The following is a 19729-nucleotide window of genomic DNA, read 5'->3' on the forward strand; positions in this document are numbered from 1 at the left end:
CGCCGGTCCTGGAACCGGCGGGGCCGTGGCAGAGTCTCCGATCACGGGGGCGGAGCCGGGGGGCTCCGCGCGGCGATCAGGGGGAGTCCTCATGGATCTGTTCGACTTCGAGGCGGGCGGGCGGGGCAACGACGCGCCGGACGTGGGCGGCCACGGCTGCGGCTGGGGCACCGTCCTCTTCCTCGGCTTCTGCGTGCTCCTCGTGGTCGTGGCGCAGTGGGCCTTCGGCGCCGTGGGGGACTTCTTCGGCTGGCTGCTCGGCCTCCTCGGCTGAAAGACCCCTCCCTCACGGCGTTCCGGGCGTCCCGGTGGGGGCGGCGGGCGCGGGGCAGGCGACGGCACCGGGCTTCACGGAGAGCTTGAGCCGGGGCGTGGTGAGCAGCCCCGGGATCTGGAAGTCCTGCGCGGTGCCGGTGATCCGGTCGAACTTGGCGTAGCGGGCCTGGATGCCGAAACGGTGCTGCGGTGCCCCCAGCGGGTTCGGCACGGGGGTGCCTGTGGCGTCCTCGACGGTGCGGACGTCGGCGCCGTTGACGTTGAGGTCGACGATGCCGTCCATGTCGAGTACGCCGGTGGCGTTCCTGAGGTCGAGGACGGTGTTCCGGGTGCGGATCTCCCAGGAGCCGGGGTTGTCGTCGCCCAGGGTGAGCAGCAGGGTGTACGTGGCTCCCGCGATCCGCTGCCGCTGGCTGAGGCAGAGCCCGTTGAGGACGCCTTCGGCGAACCCCATCCGCAGCACCCGCACGCTGCCGGCCGTGCCGTCGGACCGTACGACCTCCTGGTCGACGATCGCGGCGCCGTACCGCGTCCCGTACAGGCTGCTCGTGGTGAAGTCGACGGCCCGGTCCTGGACGCGCAGGCCGACGGCGAGCGCCCCGGTGGCCATCGCCGAGCCGAGTCCGCCGGCGGCGAGGAGCGCGGGGACGGCGACGGCGAGGGCGCGCCACCAGTGGGTGCGGCCCTCGGGCCCGAGGAGGTCCGGGGGGCTCATGGCGTGGTCACCGTGATCGTTCCGGGGAGGTGGACGGGGTTGTCGGTGGAGTCGAGGGCGGCGTGGTCGTCGACGGTCCGGATGGCGTAGATGTCGCCGGAGAACTCCTCCGCGCCCGCGGTGAGCGGGATGAGCGAGCCGAAGAAGTCGAGCAGTCCCTGCACCCCGCAGATCTTGAGCAGGACGCGGACGCAGACGTGGGTGATGTTTCCCCACATCGTGGTCGTCTCGGGCTTGCCGGCGCTGTCGTAGCCGCCGAGCGAGCCCTCGTCCGGCACGTCGATGACGAGGGTGTGTCCCGCGGCCCGCTGGGTGACGTTCATGTGCGAGCGGATCTTCAGCTTGGTGAAGGTGTACTTGTTGGTGACCCGGGTGGTGCCGTCGGAGAGCCGGATGGTGACGCCCTTGTCCACGGTCAGGGAGATGGCGACCATGCTGTCGATCGTCACGTGGAGCGGGTCGGGGCTGGGCAGGAACGGTACGCCGAGGGGTTGCACGGCCGCGGGCGGGCGCCCGGCGGCGCTGCTGGGCTGCCCGGAGGCGAGCGCGCTCGCGACGGCGAGCCCGAGGGCGGCCACGACCGCGAGCGCCTTGCGCCTCCCCCGTACGCCTCCGCTCCGCGGCGCCGCCGCGCCCGTCACGCCTCCACCGCCTCGGGTACGGCCGCGGAGCCGGCGGCGGCTCGGGGACGCCGGGCGCCCCAGCCGACCAGCATCGAGCCGCCGAGCACCCCGAGGGCCATGCCGACGAGGAAGCCGCCGAGGTTGGAGACGACGAGCGAGACGACGGCGAGGACGCAGCCGATGATCCCGAAGGTGTAGCGCTGCCGGGGGGCGGCGAGCGGGACGAGCCCGCAGAGGATCATCCCGCCGCCGACCAGGTATCCGGCGACGCCGCCGAAGCCGGTGCTGACGATGAGCTGCACCGAGCTGAGGGAGAACTTGAGCACGGTCCAGCCGCCGGCCACCAGCCACACCGCGCCCCAGAAGGGGCGGGTGCGGCGGAAGGCCCGGAACCACGCGTACGCCGTCCGCGCCCGGCTCAGCATGTGGTGGCCGTTCCGGCGACGACCCTCAGCCGCAGGTCGGGCAGGACCAGCGCGCCCGCCATCTCGGCGTCGTACGCGGTGGCGTTGAGGCCGTGCAGCGTGATGGAGCTGCCGCCCTCGCCGCCGGCCGAGCCGAGGCCGAAGCCTCCGGGGAGCGCGCCGGTGAGCGGCTTGCCGGCGACGGTGACCTGGTCGGCGGACTGGCCGAGGACCGCGTTCTGGAGGGTGGTGGGGCCGTAGGACTGGAGTTCGGTCGCCTGGATGTAGAGGTTCGAGGCGTCGATGTCGGTGGTGAAGGAGGCGGGCGGGGTCGCCGTCACCTTCTGGCCGCCGGTGAGGAGGAGGGAGTACGGCACGCCCGCGATCGACTGGTGGACGATCCCGCACAGCCCGGCGAGGCCGGCGCTGGCGAACCCGACCCGTGCCATCGCCGTGTCGGTGGTCGTCGTACCGTCCGGGCGGCCCACGGCGGGGGTGTTGACGATGGCGCCGAAGCCCGAGCCGGACACGCCGTTGGACGTGAGCGTGAACGGCCGGCCCGTGACGCTGAAGTTGGCGGCGAGGGCGCCCTGGGCGAGGGCCGCGCCGAGCGCGCCGATGGCGAGGCAGGAGGGGACGAGGGCGCAGGCGCCGCGCCCCCAGCGGGTGCCGCGGCGGGTGCCGTCGGCGGCCTCGGCGAGCATCCGGGCGTTCCACTCGGCGGTGGCACGGGCGCCGTGCGCCCGGAGCCGGGCGAGCCGGGCGCCTGCCGTGCGGGAGCCTGCGATGAGGGGGTTCATACGGAGCCGCTCCCCACGGATACGGGGGACGCGGGGGTCCCGTCGGTGGCGCGGGTACGCCGGCGGAGGAGGCCGCCGGGCCGCTTGGCGGGCTTCTCGGGCAGCCAGCCGAAGGCCATGGCGCCGCCGAGGACCGACAGGGCCATTCCGGCGAAGATGCCACCGAGGTTGGAGAGGGGGAAGGACGCCACACCGGCGATGACGGCGATGGTCCCCGCGGTGTGGCGCTGGCCGGGCAGGGCGAGGACCAGCAGGGCCATCGCCATGATGACGACGCCGCCGGCCATGCCGGCGACGCCGCCGACGCCGACCTGGAGGATCTTGCCGAGGGGGGCCATCGGCAGGAAGAAGATCACGAAGCCGCCGAGGGCCATCCACAGCGCGGCCCAGAACGGCCGGGTGCGACGCCAGCGGCGGAAGGCGCGGCGGGCACGGGCCGGGGCGGAGGGCGGCGCCTCGGAGACACCGGCCGTCTCGGGGACGCCGGGGGCGGGTGGGTCGGTACGCGTCACAGGGGCCTCGCAGGGGCGTGCGGCGGACGGGGTGCCGGCTCCGGGGCGGGGCGCCCCGCGGTGGCGCGCCGCCCCGGTGCCGGTCGTGCGGTGGTGCTTCGCGCGGTGGGAGGTGGGTCTCAGCAGCCCGAGTCGCCGTGCTTGATGGCGATCGCGAGGTCCGGCAGCGTGATGGCTCCGGCGATCGTGGCGCCGTTCGCGTCGGCGTTCAGGTTGCTGATGTCGGTGCGGCCACCGGTGGCGTCGAGACCGAACTGGCCGGCGGCGCCGTCCTTGATGCCGGTGGCCTTGATGCCGTCGCCGTCGGCCGCGGCGCCGATGACGTTCGGGGTGGCGTCGCTCGCGTTGAGGGTGGCGGTGGCCGCCCGGAGGGCCTGCGCGTCGAGGACGAGCTTGTTGGCCTGGAGCCCGGCGCCGTTGACCAGTTGCTCGCTGGTGAGCGGGGTCGCGGCGGCGGGCGAGGAGATGTTGAGCGACCAGGTGCCGAGGCTGCCGATCACCGGGAGGTTGACGGACTGGGTGGCGTGGACGCAGATCCCGTCGAGCCCCGCCTTGGCGATGCCGACCTGCGCGGCGCCCTTGGGTCCGCCGGCGTCGATGGTGTGCAGGACCGCCCCGATGCCCTGGGGGGCCGCCACGGTCCTGGAGCTGAGGGTGAACGGCACGCTGGTCAGGGAGAGGTTCGCCGCGAGGGCGCCCTGCACCATCGCGGTGGCCATGGCGGCGACCGCCGCGCAGGCGGGTACGGCGAGGAAGGCCGATCTGCGCCAGCGGGTGACGCCTCTGGGCTCGGTCTGCATGAGGGTTCTCCAACCGTCGGTCCGCGCGCGGGGCGCGGGAGGGGTGTGGGACGGCCGTGCGTCGGGAGCCGGAGCCCGGGACGACGGACACTTGGCGGCTGCCTGTTCGAGAATTGGACACTTGGAGAGGGAGTGTCAAGAGAACGGACAGACTTCGCCGTTCCGACATCCGCGGGCGGACGGAGAGCGCTGCTCTACGCTGGCGCGATGGCACGCTTCAGGGAGACCGTCCGGACACTGCTGCGCGAACGCCTGCTGGACGCCGCCTTCGTCCGGGTCTCGGAGCACGGTTTCGCCAAGCTGCGCATGGCGCACCTCGCCGGCGACGTGGGCGTCAGCCGGCAGACGCTGTACTCCGAGTTCCCGTCCAAGGAGGCGGTCGGCGAGGCCCTGTTCCGGCGCGAGCTGGAGCGCTGCCTGGTCGGTGTCCAGCAGGCCCTGGACACGCACCGGGACGACCTCCGCGCGGCGGTGGAGGCGGCCGTCGCCTTCACGCTGACGCTCGCCGGCCGGAATCCGCTGATCCGGGCGATGCTGACGAGCGCCGGCGAGGACGGCCTCCTCCCCTACCTCACGACCCGCTCGGCCGCCGCGTTCGAGCTCGCGACGACGGCGGCGGACACGTACGCGGCGGAGACCTGGCCCTCGCTCGACCCGGTGGCACGCGAACTGGCGGTGGACGCGGCGGTCCGCCTGACGGCGAGCCACGTCGTCCAGGCCGCAGCCCCGCCCGGGGAGTCGGCCCGCCGGATCGCGGACACCGTGGTCCGGGTCGCCCTCAGCACCGGCGCGGAGCGCACTCCGGCCGCCGAGCCCCGCGCCTGAGCCGCGCCGCCCTAGGGCGGCCGGGGGCCCGCGTACTCCTCCAGGACGGGCCGGTTGCCGAGGCCCGGCGCCGTCGAGACGGGGTAGGCGCGCAGCCCGACCCGCCCCTCGACCCGGTCGATCGCGCCCCAGCCGTACTGGCGGGAGTCGTCGGAGAGGTCGGGGTTGTCGCCCAGGTAGAAGAAGGACCCCTCCGGCACGGTCCGCAGCGCGGCGCGGGCCGACCTGGTGCCGTCCGCCGCGCAGCACGCGCCCGTGCGGTGGGCCCGGTCGGCCCACTGGGCGGCGACGACCCGCCGGACGGGTCCCGTGCCGTTCTCCTGGAGCAGCACCTGGAAGGGTTCCTCGCCGGTTGACGCGATCGCCACCCGGTCGCCCGGTACGCCGATCACCCGTTTCACCATGAGGGAGTCCTGCCGGCCGCCGCGGAGCAGCACGACGTCGAAGCGGCTCACCCGGCCCTCCGAGTCCGGCGAGACGAGGATCCGGTCGCCGGGGCGCAGGGTCGGGTCCATGCTGGCCCCGTCGACCCGGACGCCGAGGGCGGTGACGGCCACTCCCGCGAGCAGACAGAGCAGGACGCCGGCCCCGACGACCGCGCCGGCGGCCCGCCGCGCCCTCATCGGCCGCCCCTTCGGCGGCTTCCCCGGCAGCCTGTGCGGCGGCCCCCTCGGCCCGGGTGCGGTGCGGCCCCGGACCGGACGTGTTCGGTCATGCCGGGACGGTAGGCCGGTCGGAGGGCGGCCGCTGTGACCGTACCGCTCAGCCTTGTTGACCGTATGTCAACAAGAGCGCCCGGCGGTGGGCGTGAGGGCGTCGCCCCGGTCGCGGGCCTGGTAGGCGCGCGGGGTCTCGCCGGTCCAGCGGCGGAAGGCCCGGTGGAAGGCGCTGGGTTCGGAGAAGCCGAGCCGGCGGGAGAGCCGCTCGATGGAGACCCGGCCGGCGCTGAGCTCCGCGAGGGCGTGATCCCGCCGCACCTGGTCGCGCAGCCGCTGGTACGTGGTGCCCTCGGCGGCCAGCCGACGGCGGAGGGTCTGCGGGCTGACGGAGAGGCGCTCGGCGAGCTCCTCCGGTGTCGGTACGGGCCCGGCGGGCAGGGCCCGCCCGATGAGGTGGCGCACCCGGCCGGTGGTCGTGCTCCCCCACTCCGCGCAGCCGAGGACGTCGTCGGGGGCGCGGCGGAGGAAGTCCGCGAGGGCCTCCGCGTCCCGCAGGACGGGCTCGTCGAGATCGGCGCGGTCGAAGACCGCGGTGGTGCGCCCGGTGCCGAAGACGCAGGGGGCGCCGAACAGCGGGGCGTACTCGGCGGCGTGGCGGGGCTCGGGGTGGGCGAACTCGACGCGGCGCAGCCCGATCCGGCGGCGGACGAGCCAGCCGGCGAACCGGTGGGCGACGAGGACGGTGGCCTCGGCGCCAAAGTGCAGCGGGTCGTCGTACTCGGAGACGTCGAACTCCAGCCGGGCCTCGTCGGGCCCGCCGCGCTCCCCCGCCGGCCCGGCCGGTTCCACGAGGCGGAAGCTCGGCCCGCCGGGAAAGAGGGAGTAGAAGGTGCCCGCGCGGTGCATCGCCTCGCGGAGGTCACGGCTGCCGTGGACGACGACGTGCCCCATCATCGCGAAGGTGCCGACCCTGGTGGGGGCGCCGCCGAACCCGATCAGCTCGTCGTCGAGGGCCGCCCAGACCCTCCGTACGAGCCGCCCGAACGCACGGGCGGGCACGCGGCCCGCCCCGTCGGCGTCGAAGTCGGCTCCGACTTCGGCTCCGACACCGGCTCCGGCGTCCGCGAGCGGTTCGGCGAGCAGTCCGGCCGGCAGACCGGAGCGGCCGAGCAGCGCCGCGGTGTCCGCCCCGCGCCGCCGGGCGCCCAGCAGCACGGCCCGTACGTGCCGCACGCGGACCGACCCGGAGCCCACCCCCGACGCCGTTCGCATGCCCGCCGCCTCCCCGCCCCGACCCGCCCCGCAGGCTGGACACTTCATGCACCCACTGTCCAGGTTCGGACACTCTAAAGCGAACTGTCAGGTGCGGGGAGGGAGTCTGCGCGAACGGGGCGTACGTCACAGGAACTGCGTCTACCGTCGCTCCAGGAACGCGCCGACGGTGCTGCCGGCGGCGCGCGAGGGCACGAACGGGAGAGGGGCAGGCATGAGCGGAGTGGCACGGCGGACCGTAGTGGCGGCCGGCGGGGCGGGGCTCGCGGCGGCGGCACTGGCCGCCTGCGGGGGCTCGGACGCCGAGGGCGGCACCGGTACGGGGGGCGGCGACGGCGCGCCGCAGGCCCCGCTCGCGAAGACCGGGGACATCCCGGTCGGCGGCGGCAAGGTCCTGGCGGACAGGGGGATCGTCATCACCCAGCCGAAGGCCGGCGAGTACAAGGCGTTCTCGTCGAAGTGCACCCACGCCGGCTGCGCGGTGAGCGAGGTGAAGGACGGCGTGATCATCTGCCCGTGCCACCAGAGCAGGTTCGACATGAACGACGGCAGCGTGACGTCGGGCCCGGCGACCTCGCCCCTCCCCCCGGAACCGATCGAGGTGAAGGGCGAGGACATCTCCTTCGGCTGACCCGTCCCACGGCCGTCACCCCGGGGCCTTCGCCCCACGGCCGCCACTCCGGGGCGGTCACCCCGAAGCCGTCACCCTTCCCGCGCCGAGGAACGCCGGGGCGCCTTCCAGGCGGCGAGGAGGTCGTCGGTGGTGGCGAGGGTGGCGACGAGGGCGAGGGTGTTGCGGATCATCGCGGGGGTGTAGTCGGCCGGGACCCCCGCGATCGCGTCCCGGGGGACGACGACGGTGTAGCCGAGGTTCACGGCGTCGAAGACGGCGTTGGGCACGGCCACATTCGCGGAGACGCCGGTGACGACGAGGGTCCGGCAGCCCAGGTTGCGCAGCAGGGCGTCCACGTCCGTCCCGGCCAGCGGGGACAGGCCGTGCAGGCGGCGCACCACCAGGTCCTCGTCCGCCACCTGGATCGGCGCCGCGACGCGTACCGCCGTGGAACCGCTGTGCTGTTGCACAGGAAGCCGCGCGGCGGCGCGGAAGAGGCGGGCGTTTCCGCTGGAGCCGCGCCCGTCGGGACGCCGCTCGGCGACGGCGTGGACGACCTGGACGCCGGCGCCGTGCGCGGCGTCGACCAGCCGGGCCACGTTGGCGAGGGCGCCCGAACGCCGGGCGACGGCGGCGAGTTCGGGAAGGGCGCTGAGTTCGCCGACGACCCCTTCCTGGCACTCGACGGTGAGCAGCACCGTCGAGTCGGGGCGCAGCCGCTCTTCCAGTTCCTCCCGGCGGTCCGCCGCCCCCTCTCGGCCCGCTCCCCCTCGGCCCGCTCCCTCTCGGCCCGCTGCTCCGCTTCCGCTCATCGCTCCCCCTCGGACGTACCTCTTGCACCGGCGTGGACAGGCACCCATGCTTTCTGACGGCCCATGTTTTCTGACGCTTCATCAGAAAACCAGTCTCAGCGGACGACCAGTCCCCTCGGAAATCCAGAAGGGTGCGGACGATGACCGTCGCACAGCGCCGTGGACGCCGGATCATGATGACCCCGGAGGAGCTCGACTCCTTCCTCGCCGAACAGCGCACCTGCCGGGTCGCGAGCGTGTCCGCCGACGGCCGGCCCCATGTGAGCGCGCTCTGGTTCGCGTGGGACGGCACCTCGCTCTGGCTGTACTCGCTGACGCGCAGCCGCCGCTGGGCGGAGCTGCGGGCCGATCCGCGGATCTCCGTCCTGGTGGACGACGGCGAGGAGTACGGAGATCTGCGCGGGGTCGAACTGTCGGGGACGGCCGTCTTCGTCGGCGAGGCACCGCGCACGGGCGAGCCCTGTCCCGAACTCGACGCGGTGGAGCGTCTCTTCGCCGCGAAGAACTTCGGCCTGGACTCCATGCCGCACGACGGCCGGCACGCCTGGCTCCGGCTGACCCCTGACGCGATCGCCTCCTGGGACTTCCGCAAGCTCGGCGGCATGTAGGAACCCCCGCCGCTCAGCGGCGTAGAGGCCCTCCCACCCCTCAGCCGCGCGCAGGCCCTCCCGCCGCTCAGCCCGCGTGCGGCCCGCCCGCCTCCCGCAGCGCCTCGACGACCGCCCGCAGCGAGGGCCGGCGGCCGGCGTCGGTGCGCCAGGTGGCGTAGATGTGCCGGCGCATCTGCTGGCGTACGGGCACGCAGACGACGCCTTCCGGGTGCGGCCGGCCGAGCCGGGGCGTGACGCAGACGCCGAGTCCGGCGGCGACGAGCGCGAGCTGGGTGTGGTGCTCGCCCGCGAAGTGGGCGATGCGCGGCTCGATGCCCTGGGAGCGGAGCGTGAACATCAGCCAGTCGTGGCAGAACTCGCCCTCCGGCCAGGACACCCACTCCTCGTCGGCGAAGTCCACCAGGTCCACCGCCTCCCGCCCGGCGAGCCGGTGGCCGGCCGGCAGGGCGACGTCGGCGGAGTCGTCGAGCAGATGCGCCCGCTCCAACTCGCCGGGGACCGGCGCCCGCCGGTTGCTCCAGTCCAGGACGATCGCGAGGTCGGCGTCGCCGCGCAGCACCGCCCGTACCCCGTGCTCGGGCTCGAACTCCGCGGTGCGGACCCGCAGATCGGGGTGGCGGGCGCGGAGGGAGGCGAGGGCCGCGGGGAAGAGGCCGCGCGCGGCCGTCGGGAAGCCGACCAGCCGGACCTCACCGACGACCTGGCCCCGCTGGGCCTCGATGTCGGCCTGGGCGAGCTGGACGTGGGAGAGGATCCGGGCCGCGTGCTCGGCGAGCAGCAGCCCGGCGTCGGTGAGCCGCACCCCGCGCCCGTTCTTGGCGAGGAGCCGCTGGCCCACCTCACGCTCCAGCTTGGACAGCTGCTGGGAGACGGCGGAGGTGGTCACGTGCAGACCGTCGGCGGCACCGCTGACGGAGCCGTGCCGGGCGACGGCGTCGAGGGTGCGCAGGCGCTCCAGGTTCAACATGTAAGCAATGCTAAGGGAAAGGGTCGAGATAATCTCGCTTGTTCTACGATGTCGTGGCCGTCACCCTGAGTGCATGAGCCACGCAGCCGTCCCCGCCCCCACCTCCGCCACCCCGCCCGGACCGTCCTCCGCCCCCGGCCGCCGCCCCCTCCGCTCGCGCCTCCTCGACTGGCGGGTGCGCTTCGGCGTGCTGGCCCTGATCTGGGGCTTCAGCTTCCTGCTCATCAAGGTCGGCACGGAGGGCTTCGCGCCCTTCCAGGTGACGTTCGGCCGGCTGCTCTTCGGTACGGCGGTGCTGGCGGTGGCGGTGCTGGTGAAGCGGGACCGGCTGCCGCGCGGGGCACGGACGTGGGGGCACCTGACGGTGGCGGCGTTCCTGCTCAACGCGCTGCCGTTCTCGCTGTTCGCCTACGCGGAGCTGACGATCCCGTCGACGCTGGCGGGGATCTGCAACGCGACGACCCCGCTGTGGGGCATGGTTCTCTCGCTCGTGGCGCTCTCCGAGGACCGGCCCACACGGGTGCGCGCGGCGGGTCTCGGCATCGGTTTCATCGGCGTCCTGACGGTGCTCGGCGCGTGGCAGGGCTTCTCCGGCCTGGACGTGACGGGCACGGTGCTGGCGCTGCTCGCCTCGTTCAGCTACGCGGTCGGCTGGATCTACGTCCGCCGCACCCTGAGCGGCACGGGCGCGTCGAACCTCTCCCTGGCGACCGGCCAGGTCGGCGTGGCGACCCTGCAGCTCGCCGTCGTGACCCCGCTCTTCACGACCGTCCCGGACTCGGTCGAGCTCCTGCCGCTCCTCGCGGTGATCGCCCTCGGCGCCCTCGGTACGGGGTACGCGATGCTGCTCCAGTACGGCGTGGTCGCGGAGGTCGGCCCGACGACGGCCTCGATGGTCACGTACTTCATCCCGGTCATCGCGACGGCGGCGGGTGTGGCCTTCCTGGGCGAGCAGCTCGCGTGGAACACCCCGGTCGGCGCCGTCGTGGTCCTCCTCGGCGCGGCCCTCACCCAGACCCGCACCTCACCCCGCACCCCGGCCCCGTCCCGCACCACTCGCACCCTCACCTCAACCTCCGCTCCCGCCTCTGCCCCTGCCTCCGCTTCCGCCCCCGTCGCGTCGCCCGGGAAGACCCCGGCCCGCACCTGAACCCCGCACCGTCGTGTCAAACCCGACTCGCATCGGCAAGACCGGCCCGCCCCCTCCCCTCAGCCGAAGCTGCGGGCGGGGGCCGGGCCGGCGGCCGTCGCGACGGCGTCGGCGAGGGGCTCGATGTCGTCGAGGGCGAGGGTCGAGACGGTGATCCGGACGGCCGGCCCCGTGGCGAGGCGGAAGCGGGCGCCGGGGGCGACCGCCCAGCCCGAGGCGAGCAGCCGCGCCACGGCCCCGGTCTCGTCAGCGACCGGCACCCAGACGTTCATGCCGCTGCGGCCGTGCGCCGCGACGCCCCGCCGCGCCAGCGCCCCGACCAGGGCGTCGCGCCGCTCCCCGTACGCGTCGGCGACCGCCTCCGGATCGACCGCGTCCGTGCTCCAGAGGTGGGCGACCGCCTGCTGGAGGAGGCGGCTGACCCAGCCGGGGCCGAGGCGCTGCCGGCCGAGGACGCGGTCGACGGTCTCGGGGTCGCCGGTGAAGGCGGCGATCCGCAGGTCGGGGCCGTACGCCTTGGCGACGGAGCGGACGAGCGCCCAGCTGTCGGTGACGCCGGCGAGCGGCCGCAGCCGCCGGGTGACGATGCCGTGGCCGTGGTCGTCCTCGATGAGCAGCACGCCGGGGTGGGCGGCGAGGACCCGACGCAGTTCGGCGGCGCGGGTGGCACCGAGGCAGGCCCCGGTGGGGTTCTGGGCGCGGTCGGTGACGATCACTGCCCGGGCGCCGTCGCGGGCGATCGCCCGCTCGACGCCCTCCGCGAGCGGCCCGTCGTCGTCGACGGCGACCGGTACGGGCCGGAGGCCGAGGGCGGGCACGAGGTCGAGGAGGCTGCCCCAGCCGGGGTCCTCGACGGCGACGGCGTCACCCGGCCTGAGGCGGACGGCGAGGATCCGCTCGATGGCGTCGAGGGAGCCGGAGGCCACACCGATCGGTCCGTCGGGGACGCCGTCGGCGTCGAAGGCGGCGCGCGCGAGCCGGGCGAAGCCGGGGTCGACGGGCGCCTCGCCGTAAAGGCCGGGCCGTTCGGCGTACCGCCGGGCCGCCTCGGCGAAGGCCCCGTCGAGCGCCGGCAGCAGGGTGGGGTCGGGGTTGCCGCCGCTGAGGTCCCGGACACCGGGCGGTGCCTCGACGCGCAGCGAGCCGCGCGCGGTGGTCGCGGGTCGCGGACGCACCCGGCTGCCGCGCCGCCCGTCGGTCTCGATGACCCCGCGCTCCCGAAGGGTGCGGTACGCGGCGGCGACGGTGTTCGGATTCACCCCCAGGAGCGCCGCCAACTCCCGCATGGGCGGGAGAGCTTGCCCAGGCTCCAGAGCCCCCGTCCCCACGCCTCGCTCCACACTGGCGGCGATATCCGATGCGCGACGACCTTCGATCCGATACTCTCCTAGCACAAACCAGATTATGCACTAGTGCAATAGAGAGGGCAAGGGGACCCGCCATGAACACCACGACCACCGCCACCGAACACCTGGCGGACCGAGCCCCCGCCGACCGCAGCGCGGACCGCTCCCCCGCCGACCGGACCGAGGGCCGGCCCTCCGCCGAAGCCTCCCCGGAGTACACGCCCACCGACCGGACCGTGCCCACGCGCGCCCGGCAGCGCGCCTCGTACGACCGGGCGCTCGTCCACGCGATCCTCGACGAGGGGTACGTCTGCCACCTGGGCTTCATACGGGACGGCGCACCGGTCGTGCTGCCCACCCTCTACGGCCGGATCGGCGAGCGGCTGTACGTCCACGGCTCCACCGGCTCCCGGCCGCTCCGCATGGCCGCCCACCCCAAGCGCGCCCCCGCGGCCCCCGCCGGCGCCGGCACCGACGCCACCGCCACCAGCCCGGACCGCCCCGAAGCTCCCGGGCTGCCGGTCTGCCTCACCGTCACCCACGTCGACGGCCTGGTCCTCGCCCGCTCCGCGTTCCACCACTCGCTCAACTACCGCTCGGTCGTCGTCCACGGCACCGCGCACCAGGTCACCGACCCCGAGGAGCTGCGCACCGCCCTCGACGCGCTCGTCGACCAGGTCGTCCCCGGCCGCGCCGCCGACTCGCGGCCCGCGAACGCCAAGGAGCTGGCCGCCACCGCCGTCCTCCGGCTCGACCTGGAGGAGGTCTCCGCCAAGGTCCGCGACGCGGGCCCGAACGACGACGCCGAGGACCTTGCGCTGCCGCACTGGGCGGGCGTGGTCCCGGTCGCCCCGCACACCGGTCTCCCGGTCCCGGCGGCGGACCTGGACCCGTCGATCGCCCTGCCCGCCTACCTCACCGCGCGCTGAGGGGGCCGGCATGCTCATCCATCCCTGGGACGCCGCCACCGACGACACCGAGTGGCGCACGTGGCTCGCCCGCCACGACTTCGGCCAGCTCGCCGTCAACGGCCTGCCCGGCGACCCGCCCTGGGTCCAGCCCGCGCACTTCCGCTACGAGGCGGAGCCGGGCCCGTACGGCCGCGTCCTCCTCCACCTCGCCCGCCCCAACCCGCTGTGGCGCGCCCTGGAGGCCGATCCGCGGGTGCTGCTCAGCGTCGTCGACGACTACGTGTACGCCCCCGGCCCCTGGACGGCGCCCGAGGGCGCGCCCGCCGAGCACGGGACCCCGACCTCGTACTACGCGGCGGTGCAGCTGCGGTGCGCCGCGCGCGTGGTGGACGACCCGGAGGAGAAGGCCGAGCTGCTGAACCGCCAGGTCGCCCACTTCCAGCCGGACGGCGGGACCGCCCGGGTCGCCCCCGGCGAGGCCCCGTTCGGCCGGCTGCTCCCCGGGATCCGGGGGCTGGTCCTGGAGGTGACGGAGGTACGGGCGAAGTTCAAGTACGCGGGCAACAAACCCGTCGCGACGCAGGAGAGGATCGCGGACCGGCTCGCCGAGCGGGCCGGGCCCGGCGACCTCGCCGCCCGCGCCCACCAGCTCCGCAGGCTGACCGGCGCGTCCTAACCGCCTACGCCGCCTGACCGCCTACGCCGCCGCGGGCTCCGCGCGCTCCCGCCGCCCGGCCGCCGCCGTCCGGGCCTCCGCCAGGGCGAGTCCGGTGACGGCGGCGAGCAGCAGGACGGTCCCGAGGACGGCCGTCGCCGTCAGCTCCTCGCCGAGGAGGGTGACGGCGAGGAGGGCCGCGCTGACCGGCTCCAGGAGCATGATCACGGAGACGGTGGCGGCCCGCACGACCGCGGCCCCGGCGAAGTAGAGGGCGTAGGCGAGGGCCGTCGGGATCGCCGCCACGTACAGCAGCAGGAGCAGCAGCCGCACGGCGTCGTCCGTGTGCGGCAGCAGCCCCTCGGCGACGGCCAGGGGCAGCACGACGACCGCCGAGACGCCGAAGGTCCACGCGGTGCTCGCGAGCGAGCCGGCCGCGCCGGCGCCGGTGCGGCCCAGCCACCGGGTGAGCAGGGTGAAGGAGGCGAGCCCGGCGGCGGAGAGCACGCCGTACCCGACACCCGCCGGCCGCACCTCGGCTCCCCCGCCGCCCAGGACGAGGACGGCGAGCCCGGCGAGCGCGCCGACGACCGCGGCGAACCCGCCGGGGCCGAGGCGCTCGCCCATGGTGAGGCGGGCACCGACGGCGATGAGGACGGGCCCCGCGCCGAGGGCGACGAGGGTGCCGACGGCGAGCCCGGTGGACTCGACGGCGGCGAAGTAGGCGGTCTGGAAGACCGCGAGCCCGACCCCGGTGCCGACGATCCGGATCAGCCGGGTCCGGCGCGGCTCGGCGACGGCCGGGCCGGCGGACGCGCTGGCCCGCCGCCCCGGCCGTCGCGGTGATCGCAGCGCCGGGACGACGAGGAGCAGCAGGAGCCCGCCGGCGCACCGCCAGAAGGAGAGGGCGAGGGGGCCCATGTCGCTGCTCCGGAACACCAGGGAACCGGCGGCCCCGGCGGTGCCCCAGGCGATGCCCGCGACGGCGAGGTAGCCGAGACCCCGCCCGACGGGCAGCGCGGCGCCGGACGGCGGCTTCGGCACGTGGACGCTCCGTGAGGACGGTGAGAACGACAGCGACAGCGAGAGTCCGGTGAGGGACGGCTGGAACAGCGGGGCCGATGAGAAACGACTGGAACAGCGAGGGCCGATGAGAAACGACTGGAACAGCGAGGCCGGTGAGAGACGGCGGGAGCGGCGAAAGCCGCCGCCGTCCTAGGACCGACCGCCCGACAGCTCCTCCCTCGCCTCCCCATGGCCCGCCACCGGGGCCCCGCCCCCGCCCCCGCCGTCGGAGCCCGCGACGGGCCCCTCCGACGCCGGCTTCGGCGCGGTGGACTGGGCGATGAAGGCGCCGACGAGGACGAGCGCGCCGCCGATGAGCTGCGGCGCCTCCAGGTGCTCGCCGAGCAGCACCCAGGCGAGGACGGTCGCGACGACCGCCTCGAGGCAGGCGACGACCCCGGCGACCTGCGGCGAGAGCCGTCGCACCGAGACGACGCCGGTGACGTACGCGAGGACGGTGGCGATCAGGATGATCCAGCCGAGCAGCAGCCAGGCCGGTACGGAGGTCCCGTCGAGGTCGGCCGTCCCGGCCAACACGTCCGTGTCCATGCCCCACGGGCGGGCGACGAGCGTGAGCACCAGCGCGCCGATGAGCAGTCCGTACGCGATGACGCCGAGCGGATCCGCCGGTTCGGCCTCGTCGGAGCCCTGGTCGGAGAGGACGAAGTAGCCGACCTGGCAGCAGGCGGCGGCGAGCGCGAGGAGCAGTCCGAGGAGGTCGAAGCTCAGCCCCGACCAGACCTGCACGACGCAGGCGAGACCGCCGACGGCGAGCACCACGCCCAGGGCGGCGGCGCGGGTGACCGGCCGGCGCTGTACGAAGCGGACCCAGCCGAGGACCAGCGCGGGGGCGAGGTACTCGATGAGGAGGGCGACGCCGACGGGGATCCGGGAGATCGAGGCGAAGTAGAACGCCTGGACGCCGGCCACGGCGAGCAGGCCGAAGCCGAGGAGCAGGCCGGGCTTGCGGCGCAGCAGGTCCCGGTGGCGCCAGGCCACGGGCAGCATGACGAGCGCCGCGCCGGCGACCCGGAGCCAGACGACATGGAGCGGATCGAGGCCCGCCTCGATCAGCGGCTTGGCCGCCACTCCCGAACCACCGAATGCGAAGGCCGAGGCCAGGGCGAGTCCCAGGCCGGCGCTTCTCCCCTGAGACGCGTGCATCGGGCCATCATGTCAGGACCCGGTCAGGCGTGTAACCCCCGTCGCACCTGTTGAGACGACGGCCCCCGAAGCCCCCTCGCCGGGGCGGAACTCAGCGCTCCGCGTCCACCGCCCCGAACCGCCCCGCCGCCCCCACCTGCCCTACGTGCCCCGCGTGCCCCGCCTGCCCCGCCTACCCTGCCTACCCCGCCTGCCCGACAGTCTCCGCAGGCCCCACAGGACCCACAGTCTCCGCAGCCCCCGCCTTTCCCACCGTCCCCCCAGTCTCCACAGCCCCCACCTGCCCCCCCGTCCCCCCAGCCCCTCCCACCGGATCCCCGTCGAGGACGGCGGCACCACTCGCCGGCGCGAGGCCGGAGGCGAGCGCCGCGGCCCGGGCGCGCAGCACCGGCGGGTCGATCCCGGCGTGCCGCAGCACCTCGCCGGCCCGGCTGCCCGGGTCCGCGGCGAGTCCGGCCAGCAGGTCGAGCCCCCGGGGCTGCTGCTCCCCCCGGGCTGCGGCGCGCCGCAGCGCCTCCTCCAGGGCCGCCGCGGCCGCCGGGGACCAGCGGGAGGTGCGGCGCCGCGTCCCTTCCTCGGCCCGTACGGCGGGCAGCGGGACCGGGGCTCCCCCGCCCTCGCCGGACCGCTGCCAGCGGAGCCCGTATCCGATCGAACGCTGGACCAGGTAGCCGAGGACCCGGGCGACCCGTGGTTCGCCGTCGAACGCGGCGCGGGTCTCGGGGTCGGACTCGACGAGGGCGTGCAGCAGATGGGCGGTGTCCACCTGGCGGTCGCCGTCCCGCAGGGCCCGGCGGCGGGCGGCGCCGAGCACGGTGGCGAGGAGCGGCGCGGGGTCGGCGTGGGCCGAGGGCCGGGCGGAGCGCGACGGGACGGGAGGGTGCACCCTCCCACCTCACCAGCCGCGCCCGCACGGGTCATCCCACGGGAGAACCATGTCCGCGTCCCACCCGAGTCGTGCGCCCGCGCGCGGCCCCTCCTCCTCGGGGAGGAGATCCGGACGATTTCCCGTACGGGGCGCGCGCCGCCTTGCCTCGCGCCCGGAACGCAACCATGTGCCGGTGCCGGGCGTCCTCCTTGTGTGTTCTGGATGGTGGGCCTGGCCGCGGGTGACGGCCGGCAGTTCGTGTACCGGGTGTACGCCCCCCGGGAGGCGCTGCCGGGCGATCTGTTCTGGGCCGCGTTCCACCGGCACGAGGAGGACGGCGGCCCGCGCGTGTCGGACTCCTTCGACGCCGCCGAGATCTGGTGGATCGGCGGTACGGGCCCGGCCGCCGCAGAACTGACGGTTCATCAGTATTGAATGTTCACGCCCCTCCGGCTACGTTCCGCGACACCAGAACCCAGCGGGCACGCGTGAAGGGGTGGTCGTCATGGCCGAAGTCAGCGCGGAGGCACGGATCGAGGCACCGGCCGGGAAGGTGTGGGAACGCCTCACCGACTTCGGTTCGTACGGCGAGTGGAACGCCACCCACACCAGCTTCCCGAACGGCGGTCCCGAGACCCTGGCCGCCGGCTCCACGTTCACCGAGAACATGAAGCTCATGGGATTCCCGGCCGAGGTGCTGTGGACCGTCGAGGAGCTGGAGGACGGCCGGACCCTCGCCATCCGCGGCAAGGGCCCGATGGGCGTGATCGTCGGCACCCGCTACTCGCTCGCCGACGAAGGCGGGGCGACCACGGTCCGCATCGACGGCGATTTCACCGGAGCGGCGGTCTCCCTGATGGCCGGGAAGCTGAAGGACTCCGCGACGGCGGCGCTCAACGAGTCGCTGCGCAAGCTCGCCGGCCTGGTCGGCTGAGCCGGGCACCCGGAACGCGGAAGGGCCCCGGTGGCGTGTGCCACCGGGGCCCTTCCCCTGTCCCCACCGCGCCTCAGTGCTCGTCGGCGAGGATCAGATACAGCTTCTTCCGGGCCTCGTTGATGACCCCGACGGCCTTCTGCCGCTGCTCGGCGCTGCCGGTCTTCCAGACCTGCCCGAACGCCTCCATCAGACCGAAACCGGCCTGCCGGACCTCGTTCATGGCCTCCCAGTCGACGCCGCGGCCGACCTCCTCCCAAGGGGCCTCGGCACCGGCCTCGGCCTCCTCGCGACCGGCGTCGGTGAGCGAGAAGAGCTTCTTGCCGCCCTCGCTCGCGCTGACGATCAGCCCCTCGTCCTCCAGCATCTGGAGGGTCGGGTAGACCGAGCCGGGGCTGGGCTTCCACGCCCCGCCGCTGCGCTCGCCGATCTCCTGGATCATCTCGTAGCCGTGCATCGGGCGGTCCTTCAGCAGCGCCAGGATCGAGGCGCGCACGTCACCGCGCCGCGCCCGTCCCCGGCCGCCGCCCCGGCCGCGCCCGAAGGGGCCGCCGCCGAAACCGGGCCCGCCGCCGAAACCGGGGCCGAAGGGCCCGAAGGCGGCACGCCGTCCCTCGAAGTCGCCCCGCGGTCCGGGCCCGCAGTTCCCGCGCCCGGCACCGGGGCCGTGCCCGTGACCGAATTCGTGTCCGTGGTCGTGTCCATGTGAACGCATCGCAACGCTCCTTTCGTGAGATGACATCGTCGAACTGTCGCGATGCCTCAACGATATATCGGAACTGTTCGGTGAGCAACCCACCGACTGCCCCACCCCTCGTACGGCCTCCGGGGGCCGCCGGTCCCGGATTGGCCTTGGCCCTCCCCCACCGGCCCCCGGTACGGTCCGGCACATGCGCATCCGAATCGTCGACGCCTTCACCGACCGGCCCTTCTCGGGCAACCCCGCCGGGGTCCTCCTCCTCGACTCCTTCCCGGACGACGCCTGGCTGCGTGCGGTGGCCGCCGAGGTCAACCTGTCCGAGACCGCCTTCGCGCACCCGCTGCCCGCCGGCGGCGAGGCCGACTGGGCGTTGCGCTGGTTCACGCCGACCACCGAGGTCGACATGTGCGGCCACGCCACCCTCGCCACCGCCCACGTCCTGCACACCACCGGCGCCGCGACCGGCCCGGTCCGCTTCGCCACCCGCTCGGGCGTCCTCGGGGCCGTCACCGAGGCGGACGGCGGCATCACCATGGACTTCCCGACCTCCTCGCTCACCCCCGTGCCGGCACCGGACGGCCTGGCGAAGGCGCTCGGCGCCGAGATCCTGGCCGTCCACGACACCGCCGCCCACATCGGCGACCTGGTGGTCGAACTGCGCGACGAGGCCACCGTCCGGGGCCTCGCCCCCGACCACGCCGCCCTCAAGGCCCACTCCTCGCGCGGCGTGATCGCGACCGCCCTCGCCGCCGACCCCGGCCTGGGCTACGACTTCGTCTCGCGCGGCTTCTTCCCCGCCGTCGGCATCGACGAGGACCCGGTCACCGGCAGCGCCCACACCGCGCTCGCGCCGTACTGGTCGGCCCGCCTCGGCCGCGACGAGCTCACCGGCTTCCAGGGCGGGGCCCGTACCGGTCTGGTGCGCACCCGCCTGCGCGGCGACCGCACCCTCCTGACCGGCCACGCGGTGACGGTGATCGACGGCGACCTGCACGCCTGACGCCGTCGGCCGCCGCTCCGGTACGACGAAGGGGCGTACGGCACCGA

General features: G+C 74.9%; 24 protein-coding genes and 1 pseudogene. 10 read left to right on the plus strand and 15 right to left on the minus strand.

The annotated features are described in order from the left end of the window. Window positions 1-91: 91 nt before the first annotated feature. The gene (locus tag ACIGHB_RS13605; protein ID WP_360321520.1) at window positions 92-274 is read left to right on the plus strand and encodes a hypothetical protein; all 183 of its coding nucleotides are present in this window, start codon (window positions 92-94) and stop codon (window positions 272-274) included. Between the two features lie 12 nt (window positions 275-286). Here ACIGHB_RS13605 and ACIGHB_RS13610 read toward each other — a convergent pair whose 3' ends face one another. From ACIGHB_RS13610 to ACIGHB_RS13635, 6 genes are all read right to left on the minus strand, one after another. After that, the gene (locus ACIGHB_RS13610; protein ID WP_360321523.1) at window positions 287-991 is read right to left on the minus strand and encodes a DUF6230 family protein; all 705 of its coding nucleotides are present in this window, start codon (window positions 989-991) and stop codon (window positions 287-289) included. Next, window positions 988-1569: a hypothetical protein gene (locus tag ACIGHB_RS13615; protein ID WP_399912666.1), complete on the minus strand. Its 582-nt coding sequence runs from the start codon at window positions 1567-1569 to the stop codon at window positions 988-990. Before ACIGHB_RS13615 ends, ACIGHB_RS13610 begins: the two co-directional genes overlap by 4 nt. Window positions 1570-1628: 59 nt before the next feature. Continuing rightward, complete coding sequence (locus ACIGHB_RS13620) at window positions 1629-2039, minus strand: DUF6114 domain-containing protein (protein WP_360321529.1); 411 nt, start codon at window positions 2037-2039, stop codon at window positions 1629-1631. Further along, a complete protein-coding gene (locus tag ACIGHB_RS13625; RefSeq protein ID WP_360321532.1) occupies window positions 2033-2818 on the minus strand; it encodes a DUF6230 family protein in 786 nt (261 codons plus the stop codon). The genes ACIGHB_RS13620 and ACIGHB_RS13625 overlap by 7 nt, the downstream gene beginning before the upstream one ends. Further along, complete coding sequence (locus ACIGHB_RS13630; RefSeq protein WP_399912670.1) at window positions 2815-3330, minus strand: DUF6114 domain-containing protein; 516 nt, start codon at window positions 3328-3330, stop codon at window positions 2815-2817. The genes ACIGHB_RS13625 and ACIGHB_RS13630 overlap by 4 nt, the downstream gene beginning before the upstream one ends. 119 nt (window positions 3331-3449) lie before the next feature. Beyond that, on the minus strand, window positions 3450-4130 hold the full coding sequence (locus tag ACIGHB_RS13635; RefSeq protein WP_360321538.1) for a DUF6230 family protein: 681 nt from the start codon (window positions 4128-4130) through the stop codon (window positions 3450-3452). 207 nt (window positions 4131-4337) lie between these two features. Between ACIGHB_RS13635 and ACIGHB_RS13640 the strand changes: the two genes are divergently transcribed. After that, window positions 4338-4955, plus strand: coding sequence for a TetR/AcrR family transcriptional regulator (locus ACIGHB_RS13640; RefSeq protein WP_399912673.1), 618 nt, complete (start codon window positions 4338-4340; stop codon window positions 4953-4955). An 11-nt stretch (window positions 4956-4966) separates the two neighbouring features. On the opposite strand, the gene lepB is transcribed toward ACIGHB_RS13640, so the two are convergent. Further along, window positions 4967-5578 carry a signal peptidase I gene (gene lepB, locus ACIGHB_RS13645; protein WP_399912675.1) on the minus strand — a complete coding sequence of 204 codons (612 nt, stop codon included), beginning with the start codon at window positions 5576-5578 and terminating at the stop codon, window positions 4967-4969. A 159-nt stretch (window positions 5579-5737) separates the two neighbouring features. Beyond that, complete coding sequence (locus ACIGHB_RS13650) at window positions 5738-6886, minus strand: AraC family transcriptional regulator (protein WP_399912678.1); 1149 nt, start codon at window positions 6884-6886, stop codon at window positions 5738-5740. A gap of 214 nt (window positions 6887-7100) precedes the next feature. On the opposite strand from ACIGHB_RS13650, the gene ACIGHB_RS13655 reads away from it, so the two are divergent. Continuing rightward, window positions 7101-7517: a Rieske (2Fe-2S) protein gene (locus tag ACIGHB_RS13655; RefSeq protein WP_360318974.1), complete on the plus strand. Its 417-nt coding sequence runs from the start codon at window positions 7101-7103 to the stop codon at window positions 7515-7517. Between the two features lie 71 nt (window positions 7518-7588). Here the strand turns inward: ACIGHB_RS13655 and ACIGHB_RS13660 are convergent, their stop codons facing one another. Beyond that, entirely contained in the window at window positions 7589-8311 is a 723-nt protein-coding gene (locus tag ACIGHB_RS13660; protein ID WP_399912682.1) for a cysteine hydrolase, read from the minus strand. 140 nt (window positions 8312-8451) lie between these two features. On the opposite strand from ACIGHB_RS13660, the gene ACIGHB_RS13665 reads away from it, so the two are divergent. Beyond that, window positions 8452-8919 carry a pyridoxamine 5'-phosphate oxidase family protein gene (locus ACIGHB_RS13665; RefSeq protein WP_360318972.1) on the plus strand — a complete coding sequence of 156 codons (468 nt, stop codon included), beginning with the start codon at window positions 8452-8454 and terminating at the stop codon, window positions 8917-8919. A gap of 67 nt (window positions 8920-8986) precedes the next feature. On the opposite strand, the gene ACIGHB_RS13670 is transcribed toward ACIGHB_RS13665, so the two are convergent. Continuing rightward, a complete protein-coding gene (locus ACIGHB_RS13670; RefSeq protein ID WP_360318970.1) occupies window positions 8987-9889 on the minus strand; it encodes a LysR substrate-binding domain-containing protein in 903 nt (300 codons plus the stop codon). Between the two features lie 73 nt (window positions 9890-9962). On the opposite strand from ACIGHB_RS13670, the gene ACIGHB_RS13675 reads away from it, so the two are divergent. Then, window positions 9963-11039 carry a DMT family transporter gene (locus tag ACIGHB_RS13675; protein WP_399912685.1) on the plus strand — a complete coding sequence of 359 codons (1077 nt, stop codon included), beginning with the start codon at window positions 9963-9965 and terminating at the stop codon, window positions 11037-11039. Window positions 11040-11098: 59 nt separating this feature from the next. Here ACIGHB_RS13675 and ACIGHB_RS13680 read toward each other — a convergent pair whose 3' ends face one another. Further along, a complete protein-coding gene (locus ACIGHB_RS13680; RefSeq protein WP_399912688.1) occupies window positions 11099-12433 on the minus strand; it encodes an aminotransferase class I/II-fold pyridoxal phosphate-dependent enzyme in 1335 nt (444 codons plus the stop codon). A gap of 47 nt (window positions 12434-12480) precedes the next feature. Between ACIGHB_RS13680 and ACIGHB_RS13685 the strand changes: the two genes are divergently transcribed. Together ACIGHB_RS13685 and ACIGHB_RS13690 are read left to right on the plus strand one after the other, a co-directional pair. Beyond that, window positions 12481-13314 carry a pyridoxamine 5'-phosphate oxidase family protein gene (locus ACIGHB_RS13685; RefSeq protein ID WP_399912691.1) on the plus strand — a complete coding sequence of 278 codons (834 nt, stop codon included), beginning with the start codon at window positions 12481-12483 and terminating at the stop codon, window positions 13312-13314. Between the two features lie 10 nt (window positions 13315-13324). Continuing rightward, window positions 13325-13972 (plus strand): FMN-binding negative transcriptional regulator, encoded by a 648-nt coding sequence (locus tag ACIGHB_RS13690; RefSeq protein WP_360318962.1) that lies wholly within the window; start codon window positions 13325-13327, stop codon window positions 13970-13972. 21 nt (window positions 13973-13993) lie between these two features. On the opposite strand, the gene ACIGHB_RS13695 is transcribed toward ACIGHB_RS13690, so the two are convergent. The 3 genes and pseudogenes from ACIGHB_RS13695 to ACIGHB_RS13705 all read right to left on the minus strand — a co-directional run. After that, the gene (locus ACIGHB_RS13695; RefSeq protein WP_399912694.1) at window positions 13994-14995 is read right to left on the minus strand and encodes a DMT family transporter; all 1002 of its coding nucleotides are present in this window, start codon (window positions 14993-14995) and stop codon (window positions 13994-13996) included. Window positions 14996-15166: 171 nt separating this feature from the next. Continuing rightward, entirely contained in the window at window positions 15167-16180 is a 1014-nt protein-coding gene (locus ACIGHB_RS13700; RefSeq protein ID WP_399912697.1) for an EamA family transporter, read from the minus strand. 367 nt (window positions 16181-16547) lie between these two features. Then, window positions 16548-17066, minus strand: a pseudogene (locus ACIGHB_RS13705) (Clp protease N-terminal domain-containing protein); the annotation flags it as partial. 195 nt (window positions 17067-17261) lie between these two features. Here ACIGHB_RS13705 and ACIGHB_RS13710 point away from each other — a divergent pair. Together ACIGHB_RS13710 and ACIGHB_RS13715 are read left to right on the plus strand one after the other, a co-directional pair. Beyond that, a complete protein-coding gene (locus ACIGHB_RS13710; RefSeq protein ID WP_399912700.1) occupies window positions 17262-17483 on the plus strand; it encodes a hypothetical protein in 222 nt (73 codons plus the stop codon). A gap of 70 nt (window positions 17484-17553) precedes the next feature. After that, complete coding sequence (locus ACIGHB_RS13715) at window positions 17554-17982, plus strand: SRPBCC family protein (protein ID WP_360318954.1); 429 nt, start codon at window positions 17554-17556, stop codon at window positions 17980-17982. Between the two features lie 73 nt (window positions 17983-18055). Here the strand turns inward: ACIGHB_RS13715 and ACIGHB_RS13720 are convergent, their stop codons facing one another. After that, window positions 18056-18697, minus strand: a complete 642-nt coding sequence (locus ACIGHB_RS13720) for a PadR family transcriptional regulator (RefSeq protein WP_399912703.1) — start codon at window positions 18695-18697, stop codon at window positions 18056-18058. 175 nt (window positions 18698-18872) lie between these two features. Between ACIGHB_RS13720 and ACIGHB_RS13725 the strand changes: the two genes are divergently transcribed. Then, the gene (locus ACIGHB_RS13725; protein ID WP_391085290.1) at window positions 18873-19682 is read left to right on the plus strand and encodes a PhzF family phenazine biosynthesis isomerase; all 810 of its coding nucleotides are present in this window, start codon (window positions 18873-18875) and stop codon (window positions 19680-19682) included. The last annotated feature ends 47 nt before the right edge of the window (window positions 19683-19729 follow it).

The organism is Streptomyces sp. NPDC085460, assembly GCF_044541975.1.
In the GTDB taxonomy this organism is placed as follows: Bacteria; Actinomycetota; Actinomycetes; order Streptomycetales; family Streptomycetaceae; genus Streptomyces.